Below are 25522 nucleotides of genomic sequence, written 5' to 3' on the forward strand. Positions count from 1 at the left end.
GGGATAATATGCGGTTCGTAACCAGATCGAGCCGGAGGCCAAATGCTGTACAGATTGGGGGATAAAGAGCCACAACTGGAGGGCGAGGGCCACTATATCGCACCGGGTGCCCATGTAATTGGCGATGTGCGTATGCTCGCACACAGCTCCGTATGGTTTAACGCAGTGGTGCGCGGTGACTGTGCGCAAATCACAATTGGCGAGAATAGCAATGTACAGGATGGCTCAGTGCTGCACGCGGATCCGGGCACACCAATGACGATTGGCACTGGTGTCACCGTAGGCCATAAAGTGATGCTGCATGGCTGTGAGATAGGTGATTACAGCCTGATTGGTATCAATGCCGTGATCCTGAACCGAGCCAAGATTGGCAAGTGCTGTATTATCGGCGCCAATGCGCTGATAACCGAGGATACGGTGATCCCCGACTACTCCATGGTGGTGGGCACCCCCGGTAAGGTGATCAAAACCCTGGATCCAGCCACCTATGAACTACTCAAAGCCAGCAGCGACCACTACGCGGCCAATGGCAAGGTCTTTGCCAATGAGCTGATCCCGCTTGAGGCTGAAGATGTCTGAACAACCGGTAAAAACTGTGGTGCCCAAAGAGCGCCCGGTGAAGTCCCCCTGTATTTCCGTGTGCGCTCTCAACAATGATGATGTGTGCGAGGGCTGCTTCCGCAGTGGTATGGAAATCAGCCGCTGGGGCTCTATGAACAATGATGAGCGCCGCGCGGTGTTGAAACTCTGTACTGAGCGCGCGCGGCAAATGGGCCGACTCTGGTAAATAATCGATAGCGCTTTGTCGGGGCCGAGCCTCGCAGGGCCCGGAACCAAACGCAAATATGACCCAACCCTTTGTCCACCTAAGAATTCACTCCGAATTTTCCCTGATTGACGGCCTGGTGCGCATCAAGCCCGCAGTCGCTCGCGCCCAGGAGCTGGAAATTCCGGCCCTGGCCCTCACCGACCAGTGTAATCTCTACGGCCAGATCAAATTTTATCGGGCCTGCCTTGGCGCTGGAATTAAACCTATTACCGCTGCGGATTTCTGGCTCAGTGAGGGCGGCGAAGGCAAGCCCACACTGATCACCCTTTACGCTATGAATGGTGATGGTTACCGGAATATTACCGAACTGATCTCCCGCGCCTGGATGGAGGGGCAATACCACGGCAATGCCTATATCAAGCGCGAGTGGGTAAAAGAGTACAGCGAAGGGGTACTGATGCTGTCCGGTGCGAAATATGGCGATGTGGGCCGAGCCCTGGTTGCCGGGCGTCGCGCCCAGGCAGAGGAGCTGGCCAGGGAGTGGGCGGAACTGTTTCCCGGTCGCTACTACCTGGAATTGCAGCGTACGGGCCGTGCCGGCGATGAAGATTATCTGCATTCGGCCGTAAACCTTGCCCAGATATTGAACTTGCCGGTGGTGGCCACCAATGATGTGCGTTTTATGGAGGAGAGCGAGTTCGAGGCCCACGAGGTGCGTGTTTGCATCCACGAAGGCCGCGCCCTCGACGATCCCCGCCGTGAGCGCCGTTATTCCGCCGAGCAGTATTTCCGTACTCCCGAGGAAATGTGGGAGCTGTTCAGTGATGTTCCCGAGGCCCTGCAAAATACGGTGGAGATTGCCAAGCGCTGTTCCGCACCGATTCAGTTGGGCAAATATTTCCTGCCGGAATACCCGATTCCCGAGGGGATGACCGAAGACCAGTTCTTCGAAAAGGTTTCCTATGAAGGCATGGAGCAGCGTCTGGAGTCGATTCTAGACAAATCCTCGGCCGACTACGCTGAGCGCCGCAAGATATATGAGGAACGCCTGCGTTTTGAACTGGATATTATTATCCAGATGGGGTTCCCCGGTTACTTCCTGATCGTGATGGACTTTATCCAATGGGCCAAGGAGCAGGATATTCCAGTGGGGCCAGGGCGGGGTTCTGGTGCCGGCTCGCTGGTGGCCTACTCGCTGGATATTACCGACCTGGATCCGCTGCAATATGATCTTCTGTTCGAGCGATTCCTTAACCCGGAACGGGTTTCCATGCCCGACTTTGATATCGACTTCTGTATGGAGAAGCGCGATCGGGTAATTGGCTACGTAGCGGATAACTACGGCCGCCAGGCGGTGAGCCAGATTATTACCTTCGGCACCATGGCGGCAAAAGCGGTGGTGCGCGATGTGGCGCGGGTACAGGGCAAGTCTTACGGCCTTGCCGATAAACTGTCAAAGATGATTCCCCCGGATGTAGGTATGACCCTGCAGAAGGCTTTTGAGCAAGAGGATGTGCTGCGGGAGTTTCTCGATCACGATGATGAGGGTCAGGAAATCTGGGAGATGGCGCTGCAACTCGAAGGGGTCTCCCGTAACGTGGGCAAGCACGCCGGTGGTGTGGTTATCGCCCCCACCAAGCTTACCGACTTTGCGCCGCTCTATTGTGACGAGACTGGCGCAGGTCTGGTAACTCAGTTCGATAAAAACGATGTGGAAGATGCGGGCCTGGTGAAGTTCGACTTCCTCGGCCTGCGGACGCTGACCATCATCGACTGGGCCAAGCGCATGGTGGATGAGCAGCGCGGCAGAGAGGGGCTGGAACCCCTGGATATAGCCGAGTTGCCCCTCGACGATGAAGAAACCTTCAAAATGCTCAAGCGAGCCGAGACCACAGCGGTGTTCCAGCTGGAATCCCGTGGCATGAAGGACCTGATCAAGCGCCTGCAACCGGATAACCTTGAGGACATGATCGCCCTGGTGGCTCTGTTCCGTCCGGGCCCACTGCAGTCGGGTATGGTTGATGACTTTATTAACCGTAAACACGGCCGTGCACAGGTAGCCTACCCGGATGCCAAATACCAGCACGAGAAACTGAAGCCTATCCTGGAACCCACCTACGGGGTCATCGTGTACCAGGAGCAGGTGATGCAGATCGCCCAGGAGCTGGCGGGATATACACTCGGCGGCGCCGACCTGTTGCGTCGAGCCATGGGTAAGAAGAAACCGGAGGAAATGGCCAAACAGAGGGCCACTTTTGAAAATGGTGCGAAAGAGCAGGGCATTGACCCCGAACTTGCGATTAAGATCTTCGACCTGGTAGAGAAGTTCGCGGGTTACGGCTTTAACAAGTCCCACTCGGCAGCCTACGCACTGGTGTCATACCAGACTGCCTGGCTGAAGGCGCACTATCCGGCCCAGTTTATGGCGGCCACCATGTCTTCGGATATGGATAAGACCGATAAGGTGGTGACCTTTATCGAAGAGTGCCGGGCCATGGAGCTGGTGCTGGTACCCCCGGATGTGAACCTGGGCAGTTTCCAGTTCTCAGTGGATATCGATAACCGCATTATTTACGGTCTCGGTGCCATCAAGGGATTGGGAGAGGGGCCCATTGAAAATATTATCGCGGCGCGGAAGGAGGGCGGTGTCTTTACTGACCTGTTCGACTTCTGCTCGCGTGTCGACCCACGCAAGGTGAACAAACGTGCGCTGGAGGCGTTGGTGCGATCCGGTGCCCTCGATAGTATCGGGCCGGATACCGGTGGCGCTGACGGACTGGATTATTCCCGTGCAGTGTTGTTTAACGCTCTGGATGAGGCGGTGAAGGCGGCGGACCAGCAAAAAGCCAATGCCAATGCCGGCATGATGGACCTGTTTGGTGAGGTGGTGCCCCAGGCATCCGATGGTGATGTGTATGAGGATTTCCGTCGCACCCGCTGTTGGAGTATCCGTGAGCGCCTTGAGGGTGAAAAAAATACCTTGGGGTTATACCTGACGGGCCACCCCATCGACGAATATGCCGATGAGCTAAAGCACCTGGTGAAGGCGCGTATTGCCGACCTGAAACCGGGCCGCGAGTCGCAAAAAGTAGCGGGGCTGGTTGTCGCTATGCGGGTGATGAAGACCAAGCGTGGTGACACCATGGCAATTATTACTCTGGACGATCGCAGTGGCCGTATCGAGGCGGCTATGTTCAGTGAGGCTTTCGGTGAGCATCGGGAAAAGCTGGCCAAGGATGCACTGTTGGTGCTGGATGGTCCTGTAGCGAATGATGACTACAGTGGCGGTCTGAAGATGACGGTCAATGGAGTGTCCACTCTGGATGAGTTACGTCAGAGCAGTGTGACTGGTGTACGTCTTCAAGTAATCAGTGGCACCGCGACGCCGGGACTGGCCAAGCGCTTGGCCGCATGCCTGCAGCCCTATACTGGCGGTCAGTGCAGGGTCAACCTGGAAGTGTTGCGCCACGATGCGCGAGGTCTCTACCGCCTTCCACCCGAGTGGAATGTGGAGCCGAATGATCAGATGGTCCAGTCCCTGAAGGAGTTACTGGGACGTGAGCAGGTGGCACTTCAATACGCCGAACGGCGTTAAAGTCCACCATACTCGACTGGTTGGTTCTGTACAGTTAAGCTATGCCGCTGTGAATGCCCAGTGGCGTTGAAAAGAGTTAAAGGCGCAGATTTCATGAATTTCAACTTTCTCGAGTTTGAGCAGCCAATTGCAGAGCTGGAAAGCAAAATCAAAGAGTTGCAGCTGGTTGGCGACGACAACGAACTGAACATTGCCGATGAGGTAACCCGGCTGCGGGAAAAGAGCAAAAACCTGACTGAGTCCATTTACTCCGACTTGACTCCCTGGCAGGTTGTCCAGGTGGCGCGACACCCACAGCGTCCTTATTCCAAGGACTATATCGAACGTCTGTTTACCGATTGGGATGAGCTGCATGGTGACCGCCACTTTGGTGATGACAAAGCTATTATTGCCGGCATTGCCCGCCTCAATGGCAAGCCGGTGGCAGTAATCGGTGAGGAGAAGGGGCGCACTGTCAATGAAAAGGTGGCGCGCAATTTTGGTATGCCCAAGCCTGAAGGCTATCGCAAAGCTCTGCGTATCATGGAGATGGCCGAGCGTTTCAAGATGCCGGTACTCACCCTGATTGACACCCCGGGAGCTTACCCTGGTATCGATAGTGAAGAGCGCGGTATCAGTGAGGCTATCGCCCAGAATCTGGCTGTGATGTCTCGCCTGCGCACACCGATTATTTGCACCGTGATTGGAGAGGGCTCGTCTGGTGGCGCTTTGGCTATCGGTGTCGGCGATCAGCTGAATATGTTGCAATATTCCACTTACTTTGTGATCTCCCCGGAAGGCTGTGCCAATATCATCTGGAAAACCGTGGACAAGGCACCGCTGGCCGCTGAGGCTATGGGAGTGACCTCCAGCGTGTTGGAAGAGCTGGGCATTGTGGATGAAACTATTGCAGAACCTCTTGGTGGCGCACACCGGGATCCGGATACCATGGCTGCTCGCTTGCGAGAGCGCCTCAGTGAACAGCTGGATCAACTGAGTGGTATTCCCATCGATGAGTTGCTGGAAAAACGCTACCAGCGCCTGATGAGCTACGGCAATATCGTTTCTTAATCGTTATTTAAAATCTAATCCGGCTGGAGTCATTGATCCCAATGTGATTCGGCCGGAAAGATCAATACCAACTGTATAATAGTACTCCTCCTTTTTTTATTGCTCGTTATTAAACGGCCCCTCCGCTGCTTTGTTATTTTGTATATTTACTCTATATGAAGCCTTTTTTTGGAAAAGTCTGAATAGTATAGATACGAAATTATAAGACGATTCTACTGCGGGTAATTTTGAAAAGTGCCTTTTTATACAGAGTATTTGTCTAGTTGTTAAATCCTGCCTCTTGGTACTTTTATGGCTGGAAATCTATTTTTGGATTAATGTTTGTCTGTGAGCTTTTCATTTTGGCAGCAGACTGGAATCCCACTCCAAAACGTGTGATTAAATAAATTTAGCTGCATGATTTTGTGAAAATAAAATAAATCTCCCTATGGTTTCATCCTTGTTGCCCCGGTTTTAATCCGCAATATCCCATTTTACCACTCTGTCCAATGGAACGTGAGCCAGACACAGGCAAACTAATGGTGGGTTGATAGAGACACATCAATCGTTGCAATTTCCCAATGAGTCTGTAATCCCCGGGGTTGCAGCGAAAGGTTTGGTTGAGCCTGAACTCCCAAACAAGCCATAGAAAATCAATAACTGGGTAGCTAATAATGAAACAAAAATTATTTTACAGAGATCGTCTGGCGCTTACGATTTCCATTGTCATTGGGGCAAGCTGCATGCAGCCGGTGGTAGCGGCAGAAAGCGAAGTTATCGAGGAGATAACAGTAACCGGCATTCGTGCCAGTATGACAAATTCAATGGATAAAAAGCGGGATAGTGCTGGTGTTGTGGATGCCATATCCGCAGAGGATATGGGCAAGTTCCCGGATTCCAATCTTGCAGAATCTCTGCAGCGAATTACAGGGGTTTCAATTGATCGTCGCAATGGCGAGGGCAGCCAGGTGACTGTGCGTGGATTTGGCCCGGATTATAATCTGATCACGCTCAACGGCCGCCTTATGCCATCCAGCTCATTAAATCAAAATGGTGGTGGTGTAGATCAGGGGCGTGCCTTTGATATGGATAACCTGGCTGCAGAAAGTGTGAAGGCGCTGGAAGTTTACAAGACAGGACGTGCGGATATTGCCTCTGGTGGAATGGGAGCCACAATCAATATTGTTACTCAACGCCCGCTGGATGATCCAGGCTTGAAAATGTCGCTTGGACTAAAAGCCCTGAGAGATACCACCAACGAAGTCGGTGATGACTATACACCGGAAACATCAGGGTTGTTTAGTTGGACTGATGAAGATGAGAGATTTGGGTTTTCCTTAAGTGGCTCCTATCAAAGTCGAGATAGCAGTGCCAGCGGAGCCTATGTCAACAATTGGAATACTGAGGCATACGATGGAACTATTCCACAGTCACCCGGTGATAGTTCTGGTGAGCCAATACAAATTATTAATGAACCCGAATTAGGAGGGCTGCGGTCTTTGCCCACCGACCTCCGATATATTCATTCTGACCGTGAGCGTACACGAATAAATTCACAACTTACCTTGCAGTGGCGTCCCACAGATACTTTAACCGGTACTGTCGATTATACCTATGCCAAACAGGATCTTTATGAAAATCGATCAGAGTTATCTGCCTGGATGGATACCTATAAAAGTGACATCGTATTTGATGATGGATCAGTACACACGCCAGATCTGTACTGGGAGGAGCGTCGGGAGCAGAACCCAAGGGATATAGGCTTAGCCCTACAGCAGCAGAACCAAGTCAATACACTGGAATCTCTGGGGTTGAATTTGGTGTGGCAACCAAATGATCAGTTTGAGCTAGCATTCGATGTGCATAAATCTGAATCCTCCAGCTTGCCGGATGCGGATTTCGGTAACTGGATCAACATAGGCCTTGGAGCAAATGTAGTCGCTGGCCAAGGCATTGATTTTACCAAGGATGGTTTGCCAATTTTGGTTGTTGACTTCGATGATTCCGTTTATGGAAATGGCAATGGAATACTGGACAAGAGTGAAGTTGGTTCAACTGTTCGTCAAATAAATAATGACCGCTCTTATGCAGATTTCACCCAGACACGTCTTGATGGCAACTTTATTTTCAATGAAACACACTCTATCGATTTTGGTATAGAGTCACGGGATATGGAAACACGCCTACAGTCGTCCTTTTATCAAGAATTACTTGCGGGAGGGTGGGGGGTTGCCAACCCTGGTGATGTCCCCGAAGAATATTTATCTCCAATAAATTACGCTGACCTATTTGATGGTTATAGCCAGTCTTTGGGCTCAAACAGTGGTGATTTCTTTGCTATCGTCAGTGATGGCCAGGCGAATCCACTACTTATTGGCTATACGGGTGACGCCGCTCTTATCGGTGAGCACTTGTCAAGTGCGGTTGGCTTACCCTGGGCTGTTAATCCGGTCGATAATCTGGATCGAACCATTCGCGAGAAAATTTTTGCGGGCTATATGCAATATAATTTCTCTAATGATTGGCGGGGGATGCCAATAAATCTAGCAATAGGGCTCCGCTACGAAAAAACTGATATAACTTCTACAGATCTGGCGAATATCCCCACAGAAGTAGTCTGGCAAAGCAACAATGATTTTCAGATTCCTGCAGGTGCTGCAGCCACTATGTATGCAGCAGAGGCTGATTATGATCATTGGCTGCCGAATGTGGACTTTGATATAGAAATCGTGTCTGGGTTAAAAGGACGTTTTTCCTACAGTAAAACAATAGCCCGTGCCAATTTTGATCAAATGGGGTCGGCGGCTACAGGACTAGGTGGGCCCTCACTGCCAACTCTTTTGTCCGGCTCTGTGCTCGGTACCGCGGGTTCTGGTAATCCGGGCATTTTACCATTGGAATCTGACAATATAGATCTTTCTCTGGAGTGGTATTTTGATAGCTCCAGCTACGTCTCTATAGGCTATTTCCGTAAGGATGTAGATAATTTTATTGGTTCGGCAGCGGTCGATATTAATTTATACGGCCTTACCGATCCGACTAACGGTCCCCGTGCACTCCAGGCGATGGAGGATCTGACTGCTTTGGGAGTGCCAATCAATGATACGAATCTATTTTCCATGGTAGCAGCGAATATTCTCGGTGTAGGATTTTATGACCATACTGCCGAGGAGTTCGAAAATTTGGTTGATGTAACCGGAAATCCTGATGATGAAGCTGCAATTTTCCGTGTATCCCAACCAATGAATACTGAAAACGCAGTTATCGATGGTTGGGAAATCGGTGCTCAACACTTCCTTGGAGAAAGTGGCTTCGGGTTACAGGCAAACTACACCATAGTTAATGGTGATATTGAATACGATGTGAATCGGGACCCGGCAGTTGATGGTGGCGTACAATTTGCATTAACGGGGTTAAGTGATACTGCCAATTTGTCTCTAATTTATGAAAATTATGGTTTTTCTGCCAGAATATCCTATAACTGGCGGGATGAATTCTTAACTAGCATTGAAGATGGTGGAAAGGGGCCTCGCTATATTGAGGAGTACAGTCAAGTCGATTTAAGTGTTGGCTACGATGTTAATGACAATCTCAAGCTTAGTCTTGAAGGTGTTAATCTGTTGGGTGAGGACCAGAGGCAGCACGGACGTACAGCGAATCAACTTTTACGCATGGAAATGCTGGGGCCACGCTACGCGTTGAGTGCTCGATATAATTTCTGAGTGCAGATATAGAGGAAGCCTGCCAGATTTTATTGGTGGGTTTTCTTCTACTCTAGAGGATGGTTGTTATTTGGAGGAATTAAAAAGCCTGTAATGGTGTTTTGTGTTAAGAAATAATAAAAATAATGAGACCATGATAATGGCAAGTATAGTTGTTGTTGATAATGAAAGACATCGTGACATCCGGGTTCTTTGTCAGCCTAAATTGTGCCCTCAAGATGGTCTCGGATATATTCAAGTGTTTCCCTCAGAGTTGGATTCTGTTCACAAAGAATACCCTGTGTTTATTAAGAAAAATCATGACACAGGAGAGTTCCTCCTGGTTGCTTTACTTTCTCTGGATCCAGATAAAAATATTAACTTGAAAAATGGAAGGTGGGATTCGAAATATATACCTATGATGGCGCGGAGAGGACCTTTTATTATCGGGCGTTCGGGCGACTCATTGAATTTATGTGTAGATCTGGAGGATCGCCGAGTTGGTAGGGAAGGTGAACGGTTGTTCAGTCAGGATGGTGAACCTTTAGAGTTGGCTAATAAAGCTGCGCGATTGCTCTCATTTATTCATCAGGGTTATCAGGAAAATGAAAATTTTTTTAAGGTGCTTGATGCCGAATCCTTGATCGAATCACTTGCAGTCGAGTCTTTTCAAGGCGTTAGCGGATCAAGCCTTAAAGGGCTTTATTCAATAAATCCCAATAAGTTACGTAAACTATCCGGTTGTAGTCTTGAGCGATTAAATAGTGCAGGCTTTTTACAGCGCGCCTACTTTCTTGCCAGTTCTGCAACCAATATAGGTTCACTTTTCAATAATACTAATTGTTCCGAAAAGGTATGGGTTGCCACCGAGGAAAAAATTTCATGACTTGTATAAAGCGAGTTGTAATTGCCGGTGGAGGGACTTCTGGCTGGTTGACGGCTGCAGCAATTGCCAAACTTTACGGGAAACAGGTAAAAGTTACCTTGGTAGATTGTGCGGAAATTGGGAAAATTGGTGTGGGGGAGGCTACAATCCCTCCGCTACGAAATTTTCATCGTCTCCTTGGAATTGAAGAATCGGAGTTTATGGCAGCAACCCAGGCAACGTTTAAACTGGGTATCGAATTCAATAATTGGGCCCGTCAGGGAGATAAATATATTCACTCCTTTGGGGTCACCGGCAAAGACTGCTGGGCTTGTGACTTTCACCACTTCTGGCTGGCGGGATATAACAAGGATTTAGCCGATAGTTTTGGAGAATACAATGTTGAGCGGCAGGCCGCCATTCAGAACCGGCTCCTACCTGGAGACTCAGGAAAGCTCAACTATGCCTATCACTTGGATTCCGGACTATATGCAGAGTTTTTACGTAGTCATGCTTTGAAACATGGTGTCCGTCATATTAACGGCAAGATAGAGCATGTGGATATGAGTGTGTCGGATGGGTCTATCCAGGCCCTGATACTCAATGATGGTAGTAAGATTGATGGTGATCTTTTTATCGACTGTAGTGGCTTTCGTGCAATATTAATTGGAGAGGCTCTAAATATTAGCTATGAGCCTTATGGTCATTTTCTGCCGTGCGATTCTGCTATTGCAATTCAAACTGAATCAGCATCAGAGCTTCCTCCGTATACGGAGTCGATAGCCCATGAATTTGGATGGCAGTGGCGTATTCCTTTGCAGCATAGATTTGGTAATGGGCTGGTTTATTGCAGTCGCCATGTGTCCGATGGTTTGGCCGAAGAGCGTTTGCTTCAAAGCCTGCAAACCGATCCAGTAAGCGAACCCAGGAGGTTCCAGTACCAGACAGGTCGTCGTATCCAGGCTTGGCATAAAAACTGCGTAGCTATCGGTTTATCCAGCGGTTTCCTTGAACCTCTGGAGTCCACTTCTATACATTTGGCGATGTCGGCGATTCTACGATTATTAAAATTTTTTCCTCGCGAAAGTATAGTTGAAGAAGCGGTATTATCCTTCAACCGGCAGACTCAGGATGAGATGGAAATGATCCGGGATTTCATTATCTTGCATTATAAGGCTACAGAAAGAAATGATAGCGATTTTTGGCGGTATTGTGCTCGTATGGAGATCCCTGAAACTCTGGAACATCGCATAAAGTTATTTAATAGCAATGGTGGATTGTTAATTGCTAATAAGGAGCTGTTTCAGGTCGATTCCTGGGCGCAAGTAATGCTCGGTCAGCGCATATTACCCAAGGACCACCATCCTATTGTCGACCTGATGGGTGATGATGAATTAGACAGGTTTTTAAAAAGTTATAAAAATTTTGTTAGTGACAGAGTTGGTGCTTTCCCGCTGCACAAAAAAGCAATTGAAAATTATTGTCGATCTTGTGTAACCGAGGAGAGCAGTTGATGGGTCGGGTAACAAAGCGGGTAGTTGTTTTGGGGGGTGGCACAGCAGGTTGGCTGACCGCAGGAGTAATTGCTGCTGAGCACTGCGCAGCTGATAAGAGTGGGTTGGATGTGGTACTGGTGGAATCACCAGATATACCCATTATCGGTGTAGGTGAGGGCACTTGGCCGACAATGCGTAATACCCTGCGAAAAATCGGACTAAGTGAGACACAGTTGTTTCGTGAATGTGATGCTTCCTTCAAGCAGGGGGCGAAATTCTGTGGCTGGGTAAATGGTGGCGAGGATGATTTTTATTATCATCCGCTATCTGTTCCAGAGGGCTATGGAGAGATTGACTTTGCCGCTATGTGGTGTCAAGAGAATACAGCAGAAACCTTTTCCGATCGTATCAATTATCAAAGTCATCTATGTGAGCGGGGTCTGGCTCCAAAGCTAATTACAACGCCAGAATATACTGCCATTGCAAATTATGCATATCATATTGACGCGGTTAAACTTGGAAAGATACTTGCAAGTCACTGTGTAGAGGTTCTTGGGGTAGGTCACCATCGGGTGAAAATTATCGGCGTTCGAAGCCATGAAAATGGAGACATATCATCTCTGCTTAAGGAAGGAGGTGGGGAGATTTGTGGGGATCTCTTCATTGACTGTTCCGGAATGAGTTCGCGACTGTTAGGTCAGCATTATAATATTCCTGTGATCCCCTGTGGCGATCAACTTTTTAACGATAGGGCTATCGCAACACAGGTTCCCTATATATATGAATCTGAACCTATCACTTCTCACACGATTAGCACAGCGCAAACTGCCGGATGGATCTGGGATATAGGGTTATCGTCACGTAAGGGGATTGGTCATGTTTATTCCAGCGCTCATATAAGTGATTCATCTGCTCTCGGAGAATTGCATACTTACTTAGCGCGAAACCTGAATGAGTGCGAAATAAACAGATTGAATTTCCGCAAACTAAAATTCTCCCCAGGTTACCGAGCTAAATTTTGGCATCGCAATTGCGTAGCGGTGGGGATGGCTGCAGGATTTGTAGAGCCTCTGGAGGCCTCAGCTTTGGTTCTGGTTGAACAGGCGGCTGAGATGATCAGTGCTGATTTTCCTGCGCATAGAGCTATTATGGACATTATAGCCGAACGATTTAACAGCAGGTTTAAATATCGCTGGTCAAGTATTATTGACTTCCTGAAATTGCACTATGCAATCACTCACCGCGAGGATACCCAATATTGGAGGGATCATGCCTGTGTTGATACTGCCTCCACACGCTTGAGTGAGTGGTTAAAGTTGTGGGCTGTACAGCCTCCATGTAAATATGATTTTCCACACATCGACGAAGTTTTTGCTTCGGCAAGCTGGCAGTATATTCTATATGGTATGGGCTTTGAAACTGAGCATAGGTCAATCAAGTCGAGGTCTTATGATTCCATTGCCTACCAGAATTATGTTTCCAGTAATAAAGAATTTGTTGAGCAGTGCATTTCCAGTTTACCCAGCAATCGTGAGCTAATTGATAAAATTAAGTATTATGGATTTCAGCAGGTTTAACTCGACTTGGCCTTGGTTTTTCTTAAGATCCATACTGCCTTCATTTTGGCCCCATTTATCGAAAACTGCTGCAAAGTTCAAGTCACTCTATGATAGAAAGTGAAAAGAATAAGAGTAGTCCAATAAGGGCTGACTCCCACCGGCCCAATAAGGTACGAGTGGTTAATGCTGAAGTCTTGGGATAAATAATTATGGCGATCTTGCAAAGTAACTCAGCAGTGGAAGCTGATCATTTTCAAGCAGAGGAGCATTTTGGAAACAGGTTTGCACTGGTGGCTTTGACATCCTTATTTTTTATGTGGGGGTTTATTACCTGTTTAAATGATATTTTAATTCCCTACTTGAAGGGCGTATTTGACCTGAGTTATGCCCAGGCGATGTTGGTGCAGTTCTGTTTTTTTGGTGCTTATTTTTTGGTTTCTCTGCCCGCCGGCGCTTTACTTTCCCGCATTGGTTATCAAAAAGGAATAGTAGTAGGGTTGAGTGTTGCAGTAATTGGTTGCTTATTATTTATTCCCGCCGGGCGTATGGAAATTTATGGGTTATTCCTTGGGGCGCTATTTGTCTTGGCTTCTGGCATCACCATTTTGCAGGTTTCAGCAAATCCCTATGTGACTATGCTGGGTGATGAGCGTACTGCTGCCAGTCGCTTGACTATGACCCAGGCGTTTAATTCATTGGGGACTACTGTCGCCCCACAATTTGGAGCGCTACTTATCCTCCCGGCTGCAGGTGTGGCTATTACCACTGCAAGGTCTTCCGCCGTAGAAATTCCATACCTGATTCTGGCTATAGTCCTTGCGGTACTGGCAACAGTATTTGGGCTCCTGAAGCTGCCTCGCATAGTTAATATTTCTAAGCCAGCAGCCTCCATGGAAGACTCAGAGTCGGCCTGGAATCAACGTCACTTGGTGCTGGGTGCTCTAGCAATATTCCTTTATGTGGGCGCGGAGGTGTCTATAGGTAGTTTCCTGGTGAATTTTATTGCAGAGGATTCTATTGCCGGCCTACAGGAGTCTGATGCCGCATTTTACATTTCTCTATACTGGGGCGGCGCCCTGGTAGGACGTTTTGTCGGTGCGCTGGTAATGCGTTATATCTCGGCAGGTAAAGTACTGGGCATCTGTTCCATTGGTTCTTGTGCACTATTGGTGATAACCGTTACCGGCAGTGGTTTTTTGGCCATGTATGCTGTGTTGGCGGTAGGCTTATTTAATTCCATTATGTTCCCGACGATTTTCAGTTTGGCGCTGGCTAAATTAGGAGTGGCTACCAGTCAGGGGTCCGGAATCCTATGCCAGGCAATTGTGGGTGGAGCGATTGTACCTTTACTACAAGGTGTTCTTGCTGATCAAGTGGGTGTGCAAATTTCGTTTGTCTTACCGATTTTCTGTTATCTCTATATCCTTTACTACGGTGCTATCGGACACCGTCCTGATAAGCATGCTTGAGTTATTTTTCATTCTCCTCTGAGCTCGTTTTGCCGGTATTTCTATGCCGGTTTTTTTGTCCGAGGATATAAAAAGTCTGGAGAGTAAATGAGTCATAAAGTTCTGGATTTTTTAAGAGAAGAAATCTGAGATGGGGCTAACCTCTGTTTGTGTTCCAGCAATATTTTGCCTTTTTGTGACAGGCGAGGATCTGAAATTTTTGTTGAACTCTTGTAGATCCAGGCGTACTAAGCTGGATAAAATTTTAGCGTGAAATGTCTGGGGTGGGTTTAATGGTAATTATGAGAATTTTTACGGTATAAATCAGTTCATCTCGATATTTCTAGAGAAAATTTCCCCATTTTTTGATCTTTCGTAGGTTGAATTTCCACTATAAGAGTAAGTCTACGGTTGTTAACCGGGAAGGGAAGATAATTATGAAGAGCTATAACGCTCCCTGGGACAAAATGCAGTATCTACCAGTCAAGCTATTTTTCAAATGCTCACGCCTATTACGCACGAAGGCTAATGTGAGCTTCATATTTTACGTATTATTAATTTTCAATGCCAGCCATGTTGCAGGTATGCAGGCATTGCAAGGTGAGGTCAGCGGTATTCAATTTATTGATGAGGATTCGGCTGAATTTTTTGTAAATACCGATGGCTGGGCAGATGTGCATTACCAGATTGGTGATGGGGTACAACAAAATGTGCGCTTGCAGAAAACAGGTAACCGGCAAACGCTATATCTGAACGAATTGTATCAGGGGGATCTTGTTAAGTACAGTTTCACCTATATCGATCAGGAATGTAATTGTGCTGTGGATAGTGAAGTAAGAAGTTATATTCATGGCGATGGCGATGGCGATGGCGATGGCGATGGCGATGGCGATGGCGATGGCGATGGCGATGGCGATGGCGATGGCGATGGCGATGATACAGGTGGACAAATTGGAGATACGGGCATCCAGGATAAAGGCGCCACTAGCGCACAGTTTTTTGTAAATCATTCCGGCTGGGCGGATGTACACTATACATTAAACGGTGCTGGCCAATTAAATCACCGCATGATGCTCTTGGGAGGCGTAAATAAATTTGAGGTCAACGGTCTTTCCGCAGGTGATGTGATCAATTACCGGTTTACCTATTGGGATGTAGCATGTAACTGCGCAAAGGTTACTGAATGGGCAACTTATACTCATGACGGTGACGGTGACGGTGACGGTGACGGTGACGGTGACGGTGACGGTGACGGTGACGGTGACGGTGACAAGGATAGTGATAATGATGGAGTGGCAGATATTGATGATCTCTGCCCCAATACCCCGCTGGAAACCCCAGTAGATATTCATGGTTGTTCGCTGGTAATGGATGTGGCTGAAGTCAGCATCAACAATAGGTTTTTGATTGGGGGTAACGGCAGTGAATCTCCCGGTTTTGCACTCTATGTTTTTGATGGAGATCTGGGTTCATCTGGTAGTAATTGTAACGATAAATGTACCGATAATTGGCCGCCATTGTTGGTAAACGATACAGCTGCCTCGGGTATTGCTGGGTTGACTACCATAACCCGTAATGACGGAAGCCAGCAGGCTGCTTACAATGGTCGTCCTTTGTACTTCTTCACAGGTGATTTGCTACCTGATGATAGCAATGGTCAGGGAGAGGGTGGTTCTTGGTGGCTTGCTGAGCTAACCGGTGGTGGTGATATTGTGCCCCTTTTTAATAGTAGTACCCCGCTGGAACCAGAAACTATTATTGACACGGGGGATGCAATTATCACTCGCTTTGCAGACAGGGCTCGCGATCGTCATGCCCGGGAAGATCAATTCCAGGCTTATGATCACTATCTCACTTTTTATTGGGAGCATCGCACAGCGCAAATTGAAATTATCGATCGGGTTGCGAAGGGTGGTGATGATATTACCATCAACGTGGTTACTGAGTGGGAATTGGGCCAACCCGAGTTTCGTGCTTTTTATCGGGGAATAAATACTGTAGCGGAGTATTACCATAATGTTTTATTGGATCGTGAGCCGGCCGATGTGACTCGATATAGCACTACTATTAATTACAATAGTAAAGAGGCTCGGGCCCTCCAAATTGGGGATCGTATGGAAATGGAGATAAGCCAATTTTTACGTGATCCTCCCAATGGTCGGGCCAATTATTACGGAACTACAGTGCTCTATATCGTTGGGCAAGGAGGTCTGGTGCCTTGGGAGGCAAGGGGCGTATTTGGCAATCCTTCCACTGAGCGTGAAGACTCATATCCCATTCCCTCTGTGGGCTGGTTGGGGGGGAATACAACTCTTCCTTATCAATACTCAGATGAGCCCGACAATCATTTTATGCAAATGGCATCAAATCTTGCTCCGCAAAATGGTCAAGTCTTCGTTAGAGGCCGTCGAGTTCATCATAGTGATTTTGGTGATGGTTCCCATAATGAGAGTAGTGAGAATCCCAATTTCTCGGAATTAGCCAATAAATTAGGCTCCCAGTATATCAACCGATCCTGCGTTAGTTGTCATGTGAAAAATGGCCGAGCCCCTTCGGCCGCACCGGGTTCAGACTTATCCCAATATGTAGTTAAAGTGGGTACTGCCAGCGGTGAAGCAGATCCTCTTTTGGGGAGTGTGTTACAGCCCAAAAGTACAAATGGTAGCCCTGAAACTACTGCCACCCTGAGTACATGGCTGGAGGAAGATGGCTTACGTCGCCCTGTTTATAATTTTAGTGGAAATAGCCCTACACACTATTCTCCCCGTATTGCTCCGCAACTGGTAGGTATGGGGCTTTTGGAAGCGATTTCTGAAGACAGTATCGTTGCCTTGGCAGACCCGGATGATAGCAATGGTGATGGTATTAGCGGACGCCTGCAGATTGTTAATGATCCTCAAAGTGGTGAGCAACGTGTTGGCCGTTTTGGATGGAAGGCGGGCCAAGCCAGTGTTGCTTTGCAGGTTGCCGCAGCCCTCAATACTGATATGGGAGTTATGACTTCTATCTTTCCGCAACCTGATTGTGGCAGTGTCCAATCAGATTGTGGTGTTAATGGTAGCGAATTAAGTGACAAGCATTTTAATGATTTGGTGGACTATGTATCTCTTCTAGGTGTCAGCGCACGTCGTGATATCAATAACAATACCGCGCTGCAGGGCGAAGAGTTGTTTGGCAGCGCTGGCTGTAGTGGTTGCCACACGCCTGCTTTCGTGACTAGCGCCTATCACCCGAAGGCGGAACTGCGAAACCAAACAATTCATCCTTATACCGATTTATTGCTACATGATATGGGGCCAGGCCTTGCAGATAGTCTTCCTGAGGGGAATGCTTCAGGTTCAGAATGGCGTACTCCTCCATTATGGGGTCTTGGTTTGGGGGCAAGTATTAGTGGTGATGAGAATTATCTACATGACGGTCGTGCCCGAACCCTTAATGAGGCGATCTTGTGGCATGGCGGAGAAGGAGAAAGAGCGAAACAAGCCTACGAGCGTATGTCGGGTGCTGAAAAAAATGCATTAGTGATATTTTTGAAATCTCTTTAATGTTAATAGCTCCCATCGCCTTGGCGTTGGGAGCTTAATGTGTTCCCCAATTTCTTCTGATCTCATATGTCTATTTTTTAAATTAGTGTCCAATACGGGCTTTTAACTTTGGTAAACACCGGCTAATCCCTGCCAGTATTTGGTGGTTAAATATGCCTAATATCAAAATATTGCTATAAAGCTTCTGGAGCCGGTGAATTTTCCAGTCGATTGGATTCGAGAAACTCTTTGATGGGCAGTCGGTAGTTTCTGCTGACCTTTACTTTGGCCCCGCTGGTCAGGGTGAGAAAATACTCGCCCTTAGTCAAAACCTTGATCTGCTCAATGTAGTTGAGGTTCACTAACGTTGACCTATGAATACGCTTGAAGCTCTCAACACATAGTTGCTTTTGCAAGTCTTTAATGGTGCTGCGCATTACATGGGTTTCCCCTTTTACATGTACACACATATAGTCACCTGCTGCATCGATCCACTCAATATCATGTTGATTCACCATAATGATACTACCGCGATCTTTAATCGCCAGTCGGTTTGAGTTGGTATGGAGTGGGTAGGCTTTTGTGGTTGCGTCACCCTGGTTTGCGGCATCTTCTATGGAGCGCAACAGCCGGTTTTTTTCCCCCCGATGGCTGTCATCTTTGGAGGTGCTCATCTGGTACAGGCGCTGTTTGGCCCGGTTGAGAGCTGTATGCAGGCGCCCGTTGTCTAGTGGCTTAAGTACATAGTCAACGGCATGGATCTCGAAGGCTTTCAGGGCGTACTGGTCATAGGCGGTGACGAATATAACCTGGGGTATGGTATCACCCTGTAAGTGATGGACTACATCAAAGCCGCTCATTCCCGGCATCTGAACATCCAGTACCAGCAAATCTGGAGTATGATCGGATACAGCCTGCAGAGCTTCTCTTCCGTTTCGGCAGCAGGCGACAATCTTTATATCCGAAAACTCTTCGAGCATACTTTTTAACAGCCGTAAGGCCAGGGGTTCGTCGTCCACCAGCACGACAGTGAGTTTGTTCATAGGACTTCTCTCTGTGCCTGATCAATAGGATGGATAAAAATTTCCAGCGGGATATCAATTTGAACCAACATCCCGCAATTATCTTTTTGGTACTGCTTTATAAGGAAATCCTGAGGGTATAGATTGGAAAGTCTCTCCCGAACATTCTTGAGGCCAACTCCTGTTGAGGTTGTTTGGCCGTCTAGCTGTTCTGGAGTATCAACTGTACTGCCGGTGTCATTTACTTCCAGTAGCAGGCGAGTACCGAAGCGTCGAGCCCGAATTTCAATAGTTCCCCCTTGCTCGTTGGGGGCAATAGCGTATTTAACTGAATTTTCCACCAGAGGTTGCAGCAGCATGCTGGGAACCATTGCATCGCGAACTTCCTCATCAATGGCGAGGTATACGCTTAGCCTGTCGACAAAACGGGTCTTCTCAATCTCTAAATAAAGCAGTACGGCCTCTATTTCTCGTTCAAGTACTATTTTTTGCATAGGGCTTTCTTTGAGGGATAGGCGTAGGAAGTCACTAAGGCGTACAACCATCTCGCGGGCATCATCGGCATGCTGGAGGCAAATCAAAGCATTTATTGAGTTCAGGGTGTTAAATAGGAAGTGAGGGTTCAGTTGGTAGCGCAACATTTTCAATTGGGCTTCGCTGGCTATGGCTTCTGCCTGGAGTCTACGCAACTGCTCACGTTCGTTTACAGCGGCAACTTCCAGCATCTTCTGATGCTCATCTTGAAGTAGTATGTGGTATTTCACCCCACAGTACAGGGCGCTCCAGAACAGAAAGACAAAGAGTGAGGCATAATACCAGCCGCCGAATTCAGACCAGATAGAGTGTTCACCGCTCAAGCGGATATAGGCCTCCATCCGTACCAATGTCCATATTCCCGAGATCACAGCTACCGCGAGCAGGTAGATGACAGTGCGCACTGCCAGCTCTGAATCCCAGGCTATATCAAAAATAGGCCTCAGAAATAGCGATAGAATATAGGCTACAGTGCACTGGAAAATGGTATTTTCTGGCTCAAATTTTGGCCACTCAGTGGGGGAGTGCCACAGGGTGAGCGAAAGAAATGTAACCAATAAAATCCCTACCCAGCTGACCAGCTGTAATTTCCAAAACCAGCGGGTTGACTGAATATCAGTGCTAATGTCCGTATTGTGACGGGTCGTGTACTGCATATTGTCCCGTTTATTTGTTATGTGAAAATTACGGGATAGACGCTGATTGTCGCGCTCATTATTACCTATAAGATAGTACCTTGGCTACTCAAGCCTCGCTAGGGGGGCTGAGCGTCAGCTTTCCGACTTACCTTTTAATTGGTCCTCCTTATCGTTTTTCGGGGTGATTAGTCGAGCAGCTTTCGGCAATCTTGTCTATATGACAAGTTTATTCCATAGACTGAATGAAATTTCCACCGGATAATGTCCAGATTCTATTGAATTCCCTAATGCACGATGCTTTTTTAAAGAAAATTGGGTATAAAAATAGGAAGTTATTGATTAGGGAACTTGTGTTTGCAAGCTTACTCCTTTAATTTGCCGCTGGCGATTTCAAAGAGTTTAGGATTAACAATAGAATTGCCAGGATATAAAATTAGAGTCGTGGGGAACGGTTTCCAATGAGGCAGATGTTTCCGGAGTCGGGGGTGTCCTCGAACAATATGGCAGCAAATGGTGCTGGCACCGAAGGGCCTCCAGCTGAGTCCACCAGTTATTTTAATTTTGCGGCTTTGACCTCTCTGTTTTTACTCTGGGGATTTATCACTGGCCTTAATGATGTATTGGTGCCGCATCTTAAAAATGTATTTGAGCTGAGTTATACACGAGCTGTTTTGGTGCAGTTTTATTTCTTCATGGCATATTTCTTGCTGTCAGTTCCTGCTGGTTTTTTATTGCGTAGAGTTGGTTACCAGTTAGGGATGGTGCTTGGGTTACTGGTGGCCTGTGCTGGCTGCTTGGTATTTATCCCTGCCGCACGCCTCCAAATCTATGAAGTATTCTTACTTGGTTTATTTGTTCTGGCCTCGGGTATAACTGTATTACAGGTATCTGCAAACCCCTATGTTATTGCTCTTGGCAGTAGCCGTACGGCACCCAGTCGCCTGAATATGACGCAGGCTTTCAACTCCCTGGGAACCACATTGGCACCGGTAATTGGAGGAGCGGTGTTCTTTACCGCAATATCGGTAAGTTCCGGCCCGGAGGTGATCACTAATATTTCTGACTTTCGGTCACGGGAAGCACTTCTGGTAGACAGGCCTTATTTCTGGCTGGCAGTTATTCTGTTGCTGATGGTGGCCTTCTTCTCTTGGATACGTCTTCCTGTTATATCAAGCCATCAGCTGACTCCAGGGAGTGGATTCGCTAAAAGTGATGTTTTTTCTATCTGGCGCTTTCCAAGATTGACTTTAGGTGCGGTGGGAATTTTTGCTTATGTTGGTGCCGAAGTGGCAATAGGCAGTTTCCTGGTCAGTTTTTTTGGGGAACCCTCGGTAGCGAATATGCCCCCTCTAGAGGCGGCTCACTTTGTTTCTTACTATTGGGGTGGAGCCATGATTGGTCGCTTTGCCGGCGCTTTGCTACTACGTTATGTATCTGCTGGTAAGGTGCTGGCTGTTTGTGGCCTGGGGGCAGTTGCTCTTATTTCATCGTCAATTTTTTCATCTGGGTTGTTTGCTGTTTGGGCGATTGTTGCCGTAGGCTTGTGCAACTCTATTATGTTCCCTACTATTTTCAGCCTTGCCCTTCGTGGTCTTGGCAGCCATACGAGTCAAGGTAGTGGTGTGTTGTGCATGGCCATAGTCGGAGGGGCGATTATTCCACTTTTACAAGGTGTGCTTGCCGATAATGCTGGCATCCAGTTTTCATTTTTGGTGCCTATGTTGTGCTACTGCTACATTGTTTATTACGGTGCGTTTTCACCGACTTTGCGCGGTGCTGCGCAGGAGTAATCTAATACCTGCTTCCATCTTATCTGCCTTTTGAACCTGTCCATCGGATTTCTATTGGCCCCACATGGTAAGTATTGCACCTTGGCTGAGTCAGCCCTTTTATTGTGCGCACCTGATAATTGCCGCTTTACTCCAAGATTATTAAAACGTGGTCGATTTTTAGGATAATAAAAACAGCCATATTTTTAATGCATTTATCAGAATACAGTTTAGGTCTGCCTATGATCCAGTGCGTTCGGATAAAGTGTGGCTGATTCACGAGCTTAGGGAAATTATGGGAGTTGTCTGTGAATTTTAAAAAACGATTATCATTGGGTTTAGCACTCATTATTTTGGTGGTTACCGGTTGTCAGCAGCAGAGTGCTGGGGTTCACACAAGAAAGGATGGGCCCCAGGTGAACGCTGGTGGCAGCCTGGAAAATTGGCCAGTTCTTGAACCAGCATTGGCTCGAGATGAAAAACTGGAAGCACGTATTACGGAGATCATGTCCCGTATGTCGTTGGAGGAAAAAGTAGGTCAGATGATACAGGCGGAAATTCGCCATGTAACTCCTGAAGATGTGAAAAAATATCACCTGGGATCTGTACTCAATGGTGGTGGTACCTTCCCGAATAATAATAAGTTTGCTACTCCCCAGGATTGGCTAGCACTCTCCGGTGCCTTCTTTGAAGCATCCATGGACACCTCCGATGGTGGTGTCGCTATTCCTCTGATTTGGGGTTCCGATGCCGTTCACGGTCACAATAATGTAATTGGTGCAACACTGTTCCCTCATAATATCGGTTTGGGTGCTGCCAGGGATCCCAATCTGATCGAACGCATTGGTCGTGCAACTGCCCGTGAAGTTGCAGTAACAGGAATTGATTGGACATTTGCCCCCACGGTGGCCGTAGCACGCGATGATCGTTGGGGGCGTACCTACGAAAGTTATTCTGAAGATCCCGCTATAGTTGCCGAATATGCGGAAGCCATGGTCAGGGGGCTACAAGGGGCCAAAACTGACGCAGATTTTCTGCGCGGCGAGAATCTGGTGGCCACCGCCAAGCACTTTGTCGGTGATGGTGGTACTACCCGCGGCATTGACCGCGGTGACAATGCTGTACCTGAGAAAGAGCTGGCTGAAGTACATGCCGCTGGCTATTTGACCGCGTTGCCCGCTGGTGTTCAAACTGTGATGGCTTCATTCAACAGTTGGAACGGTGAGAAGCTGCATGGCCACAGATATCTACTGACGAATGTCCTTAAAGAGCGTTTAGGTTTTGATGGTTTTGTTGTGGGAGACTGGAGTGGTCACAGTTTCGTCCCCGGTTGTACCCTGGAGAGTTGCGCTGCAGCCATTAATGCAGGGCTGGACATGTTCATGGTGCCGGCGGATTGGAAAGCTCTCTACGAGAGTACCCTTGCCCAAGCCAGGAGCGGTGAAATTCGCCCTGAGCGCCTGGAGGATGCTGTACGTCGTATCCTGAGAGTCAAACTTCGTGCAGGTTTATTTGAGCGCAACATACCACTGGCAGGTAAGGATGGCATTATCGGCAATGATGAGCATCGTGCGATTGCTCGTGAAGCGGTGCGTAAATCTCTGGTGTTACTGAAAAATAATCAGCAGCTGTTACCGCTGTCTGCCGGGCAAAATGTTCTAGTGGTGGGTGATGGTGCTGACAACCTTTCTAAGCAGAGTGGCGGCTGGACAATTTCTTGGCAGGGTACAGGAAATACTCGAGCTGATTTTCCCGGTGCAACTTCTATTTTTGAAGGGATTGATTCAGCAGTAAAAACTGCTGGTGGCGAAGCTGTCCTGAGTGTGGATGGATCTTTCGGAGATGACACCTTTGCAAATGGCAAGGCACCTGAGGTAGCAATTGTTGTCTATGGAGAAGAACCCTACGCTGAGTGGCACGGAGATATCACCAATATTGAATACCAGCGCTACAACAAAAAAGATTTGGCGTTACTGCAACAATTGCGTGAGCAAGGTCTGCCAGTTGTCAGTATTTTCCTCTCTGGTCGTCCGCTATGGGTGAACAAGGAGCTGAATGCCTCCGATGCGTTTGTTGCAGCATGGTTGCCTGGTTCGGAAGGGAGTGGTGTTGCGGATGTGCTATTCAGAAATGCTACTGGTGAAGTGCATTATCCATTCACCGGTAAGTTACCTTTCAGCTGGCCAATGTACTCCAATCAGACAATACTAAACGCCTATCATGAGAATTACGACCCTCTGTTCAAGTATGGTTATGGCTTGGGGAATGCAGAGGAGTCTCTGGTCGGCAATGAGCTACCGGAGTCCAGTTCGAACTATGCTGGTGCTGCTATGGAAGACGCATGGTTAATGGTTTCCCGTCCACGTGCTCCTTGGGTTTTAAATATCTCTGAAGATAATTCAAAGCTTGTTCCTGTTCATGGTAACTACGCGACGAGTGGCGATGATGACAATATTGTTGTGGCTTCGATTGATATGTCTAATCAGGGTGATGCAAGGCTAATCAAATGGAAAGGGTTGCGTCCGGGTGCGGTAGAATTATCGGTCGAATATATGCAAAACCTTAATGCCTATTTGGAGGAGAGGTCTGCACTTAGCTTAAATATCCGTGTTGATCAGGAGGTAAAAAAGCCAATTATCGCGGCGATGACTTGTGGTGAAAATTGTATCGCTAAAGTGCCTCTGCAATCGACCTTGAAAACCATGCAGCTGAATGATTGGACTCATATCTCTGTGGACCTGCAGTGTTTTGCCAATGCGGGCGCTGATTTTGGTAAAATTTTCAGCGTTTTCCGCTTGGAAAGTGAAGGCGCTATGGAAATTGCGGTGGCCAATGTGAAATTGATTCCAGAAGCGGCCAAAACGGCAACAGTTCAGTGTGAAAGTTAATGGCGAGAAATTTGAGGGGGTCAAGTTGGTTCAATCTAATCTTGATTCCTTTCAAAGATATTGAAGGAAATATTGTTGCTTACCTGAGTTGGTTTATATCAAAACTTTTATATCCCCTTAAAGAAGAGGGGTTTTGCCGCATTTGATGAAGGTGCCTTAACCTAAAAACAAAGCTAAGGATAAATCCCTGATCCGTACTAATGATCACATTCTCAAACCCGAAACCAGATTGTTAAATCTGGAAGAAGAATTTGCCAATATCTATAAAGCCTGCAAGATACTTGGTGTATTGAGAGGCGCTTTCTATCGGTACAAGGAAGCAGTTTCGAGTGGTGGCGTGGATGCCCTTGTTGAGAAGAGTCGACGGGCACCCAATTAAAAATACCGTGTTGACTTATGCCCTTCAACAACCTGACCATGGACAGATTCGAGTCTCAAGTGAACTGCGTAAATGCGGTGTACTTGTGTCCCCCTGTGGAGTTCGGAGCATCTGGTTACGTCATGATATGGCCAGTTTCAAATTAGGAATTTTATGACTTCAGCGGTTCAACCATGGAAGATGCACTTTACTAAATTGAATCAATAATTAATTTTGTCAAAGTAACCTTGGGAAGCCGACCCTAGAGGCAACAACCATCCTTCTCAATTTTTACTAATAACCTATCAATTTCCTGAATGCCATCAA

The 25522-nt window shown here is 47.6% G+C and carries 14 protein-coding genes and 1 pseudogene; 13 read left to right on the forward strand and 2 right to left on the reverse strand.

What is annotated here, in order from left to right; all coding sequences use genetic code 11:
- Positions 1–42: 42 nt before the first annotated feature.
- The 10 genes from GL2_RS13230 to GL2_RS21730 all read left to right on the forward strand — a co-directional run bounded on the left by GL2_RS13230 (position 43) and on the right by GL2_RS21730 (position 18007).
- Positions 43–579 (forward strand): gamma carbonic anhydrase family protein, encoded by a 537-nt coding sequence (locus GL2_RS13230; protein ID WP_143731109.1) that lies wholly within the window; start codon positions 43–45, stop codon positions 577–579.
- The gene (locus GL2_RS13235) at positions 572–787 is read left to right on the forward strand and encodes a DUF1289 domain-containing protein (RefSeq protein ID WP_143731110.1); all 216 of its coding nucleotides are present in this window, start codon (positions 572–574) and stop codon (positions 785–787) included. Before GL2_RS13230 ends, GL2_RS13235 begins: the two co-directional genes overlap by 8 nt.
- 58 nt (positions 788–845) lie before the next feature.
- On the forward strand, positions 846–4364 hold the full coding sequence (dnaE, locus tag GL2_RS13240; RefSeq protein ID WP_143731111.1) for a DNA polymerase III subunit alpha: 3519 nt from the start codon (positions 846–848) through the stop codon (positions 4362–4364).
- 93 nt (positions 4365–4457) lie between these two features.
- Positions 4458–5414, forward strand: coding sequence for an acetyl-CoA carboxylase carboxyltransferase subunit alpha (locus tag GL2_RS13245; protein WP_143731112.1), 957 nt, complete (start codon positions 4458–4460; stop codon positions 5412–5414).
- Between the two features lie 653 nt (positions 5415–6067).
- Positions 6068–9115, forward strand: a complete 3048-nt coding sequence (locus GL2_RS13250) for a TonB-dependent receptor (protein WP_197736454.1) — start codon at positions 6068–6070, stop codon at positions 9113–9115.
- A 139-nt stretch (positions 9116–9254) separates the two neighbouring features.
- Positions 9255–9980: a SapC family protein gene (locus GL2_RS13255; RefSeq protein ID WP_172621143.1), complete on the forward strand. Its 726-nt coding sequence runs from the start codon at positions 9255–9257 to the stop codon at positions 9978–9980.
- The gene (locus tag GL2_RS13260) at positions 9977–11473 is read left to right on the forward strand and encodes a tryptophan halogenase family protein (protein ID WP_143732892.1); all 1497 of its coding nucleotides are present in this window, start codon (positions 9977–9979) and stop codon (positions 11471–11473) included. The genes GL2_RS13255 and GL2_RS13260 overlap by 4 nt, the downstream gene beginning before the upstream one ends.
- Positions 11473–13032 (forward strand): tryptophan halogenase family protein, encoded by a 1560-nt coding sequence (locus GL2_RS13265; RefSeq protein WP_143731114.1) that lies wholly within the window; start codon positions 11473–11475, stop codon positions 13030–13032. The genes GL2_RS13260 and GL2_RS13265 overlap by 1 nt, the downstream gene beginning before the upstream one ends.
- A gap of 191 nt (positions 13033–13223) precedes the next feature.
- Entirely contained in the window at positions 13224–14483 is a 1260-nt protein-coding gene (locus GL2_RS13270) for a sugar MFS transporter (RefSeq protein ID WP_143731115.1), read from the forward strand.
- Between the two features lie 416 nt (positions 14484–14899).
- On the forward strand, positions 14900–18007 hold the full coding sequence (locus GL2_RS21730; protein ID WP_197736455.1) for a di-heme oxidoredictase family protein: 3108 nt from the start codon (positions 14900–14902) through the stop codon (positions 18005–18007).
- Positions 18008–18180: 173 nt separating this feature from the next.
- Here GL2_RS21730 and GL2_RS13290 read toward each other — a convergent pair whose 3' ends face one another.
- The gene (locus GL2_RS13290; protein WP_143731117.1) at positions 18181–19029 is read right to left on the reverse strand and encodes a LytTR family DNA-binding domain-containing protein; all 849 of its coding nucleotides are present in this window, start codon (positions 19027–19029) and stop codon (positions 18181–18183) included.
- Positions 19026–20198, reverse strand: coding sequence for a sensor histidine kinase (locus tag GL2_RS13295; protein ID WP_143731118.1), 1173 nt, complete (start codon positions 20196–20198; stop codon positions 19026–19028). The genes GL2_RS13290 and GL2_RS13295 overlap by 4 nt, the downstream gene beginning before the upstream one ends.
- A gap of 467 nt (positions 20199–20665) precedes the next feature.
- Here GL2_RS13295 and GL2_RS13300 point away from each other — a divergent pair, with 467 nt between their 5' ends.
- From GL2_RS13300 to GL2_RS21935, 3 genes and pseudogenes are all read left to right on the forward strand, one after another.
- The gene (locus tag GL2_RS13300; RefSeq protein ID WP_232053615.1) at positions 20666–21970 is read left to right on the forward strand and encodes a sugar MFS transporter; all 1305 of its coding nucleotides are present in this window, start codon (positions 20666–20668) and stop codon (positions 21968–21970) included.
- Between the two features lie 287 nt (positions 21971–22257).
- The gene (locus GL2_RS13305; RefSeq protein WP_143731120.1) at positions 22258–24837 is read left to right on the forward strand and encodes a glycoside hydrolase family 3 protein; all 2580 of its coding nucleotides are present in this window, start codon (positions 22258–22260) and stop codon (positions 24835–24837) included.
- A 187-nt stretch (positions 24838–25024) separates the two neighbouring features.
- Positions 25025–25358: pseudogene (locus tag GL2_RS21935) on the forward strand (helix-turn-helix domain-containing protein); the annotation flags it as partial.
- Positions 25359–25522: the final 164 nt, after the last annotated feature.

It is taken from the genome of Microbulbifer sp. GL-2, assembly GCF_007183175.1.
GTDB lineage: Bacteria > Pseudomonadota > Gammaproteobacteria > Pseudomonadales > Cellvibrionaceae > Microbulbifer.

What these genes read in the sequence shown, in the direction of transcription:
- GL2_RS13250 (WP_197736454.1), top strand. Translation starts at nt 6,068, where the DNA reads ATGAAACAAAAATTATTTTACAGAGATCGTCTGGCGCTTACGATTTCC.
- GL2_RS13290 (WP_143731117.1), bottom strand. Translation starts at nt 19,029, where the DNA reads ATGAACAAACTCACTGTCGTGCTGGTGGACGACGAACCCCTGGCCTTA.
- GL2_RS13295 (WP_143731118.1), bottom strand. Translation starts at nt 20,198, where the DNA reads ATGCAGTACACGACCCGTCACAATACGGACATTAGCACTGATATTCAG.
- GL2_RS13245 (WP_143731112.1), top strand. Translation starts at nt 4,458, where the DNA reads ATGAATTTCAACTTTCTCGAGTTTGAGCAGCCAATTGCAGAGCTGGAA.
- GL2_RS13235 (WP_143731110.1), top strand. Translation starts at nt 572, where the DNA reads ATGTCTGAACAACCGGTAAAAACTGTGGTGCCCAAAGAGCGCCCGGTG.
- GL2_RS13270 (WP_143731115.1), top strand. Translation starts at nt 13,224, where the DNA reads ATGGCGATCTTGCAAAGTAACTCAGCAGTGGAAGCTGATCATTTTCAA.
- GL2_RS21730 (WP_197736455.1), top strand. Translation starts at nt 14,900, where the DNA reads ATGAAGAGCTATAACGCTCCCTGGGACAAAATGCAGTATCTACCAGTC.
- GL2_RS13265 (WP_143731114.1), top strand. Translation starts at nt 11,473, where the DNA reads ATGGGTCGGGTAACAAAGCGGGTAGTTGTTTTGGGGGGTGGCACAGCA.
- dnaE (WP_143731111.1), top strand. Translation starts at nt 846, where the DNA reads ATGACCCAACCCTTTGTCCACCTAAGAATTCACTCCGAATTTTCCCTG.
- GL2_RS13260 (WP_143732892.1), top strand. Translation starts at nt 9,977, where the DNA reads ATGACTTGTATAAAGCGAGTTGTAATTGCCGGTGGAGGGACTTCTGGC.
- GL2_RS13230 (WP_143731109.1), top strand. Translation starts at nt 43, where the DNA reads ATGCTGTACAGATTGGGGGATAAAGAGCCACAACTGGAGGGCGAGGGC.
- GL2_RS13255 (WP_172621143.1), top strand. Translation starts at nt 9,255, where the DNA reads ATGGCAAGTATAGTTGTTGTTGATAATGAAAGACATCGTGACATCCGG.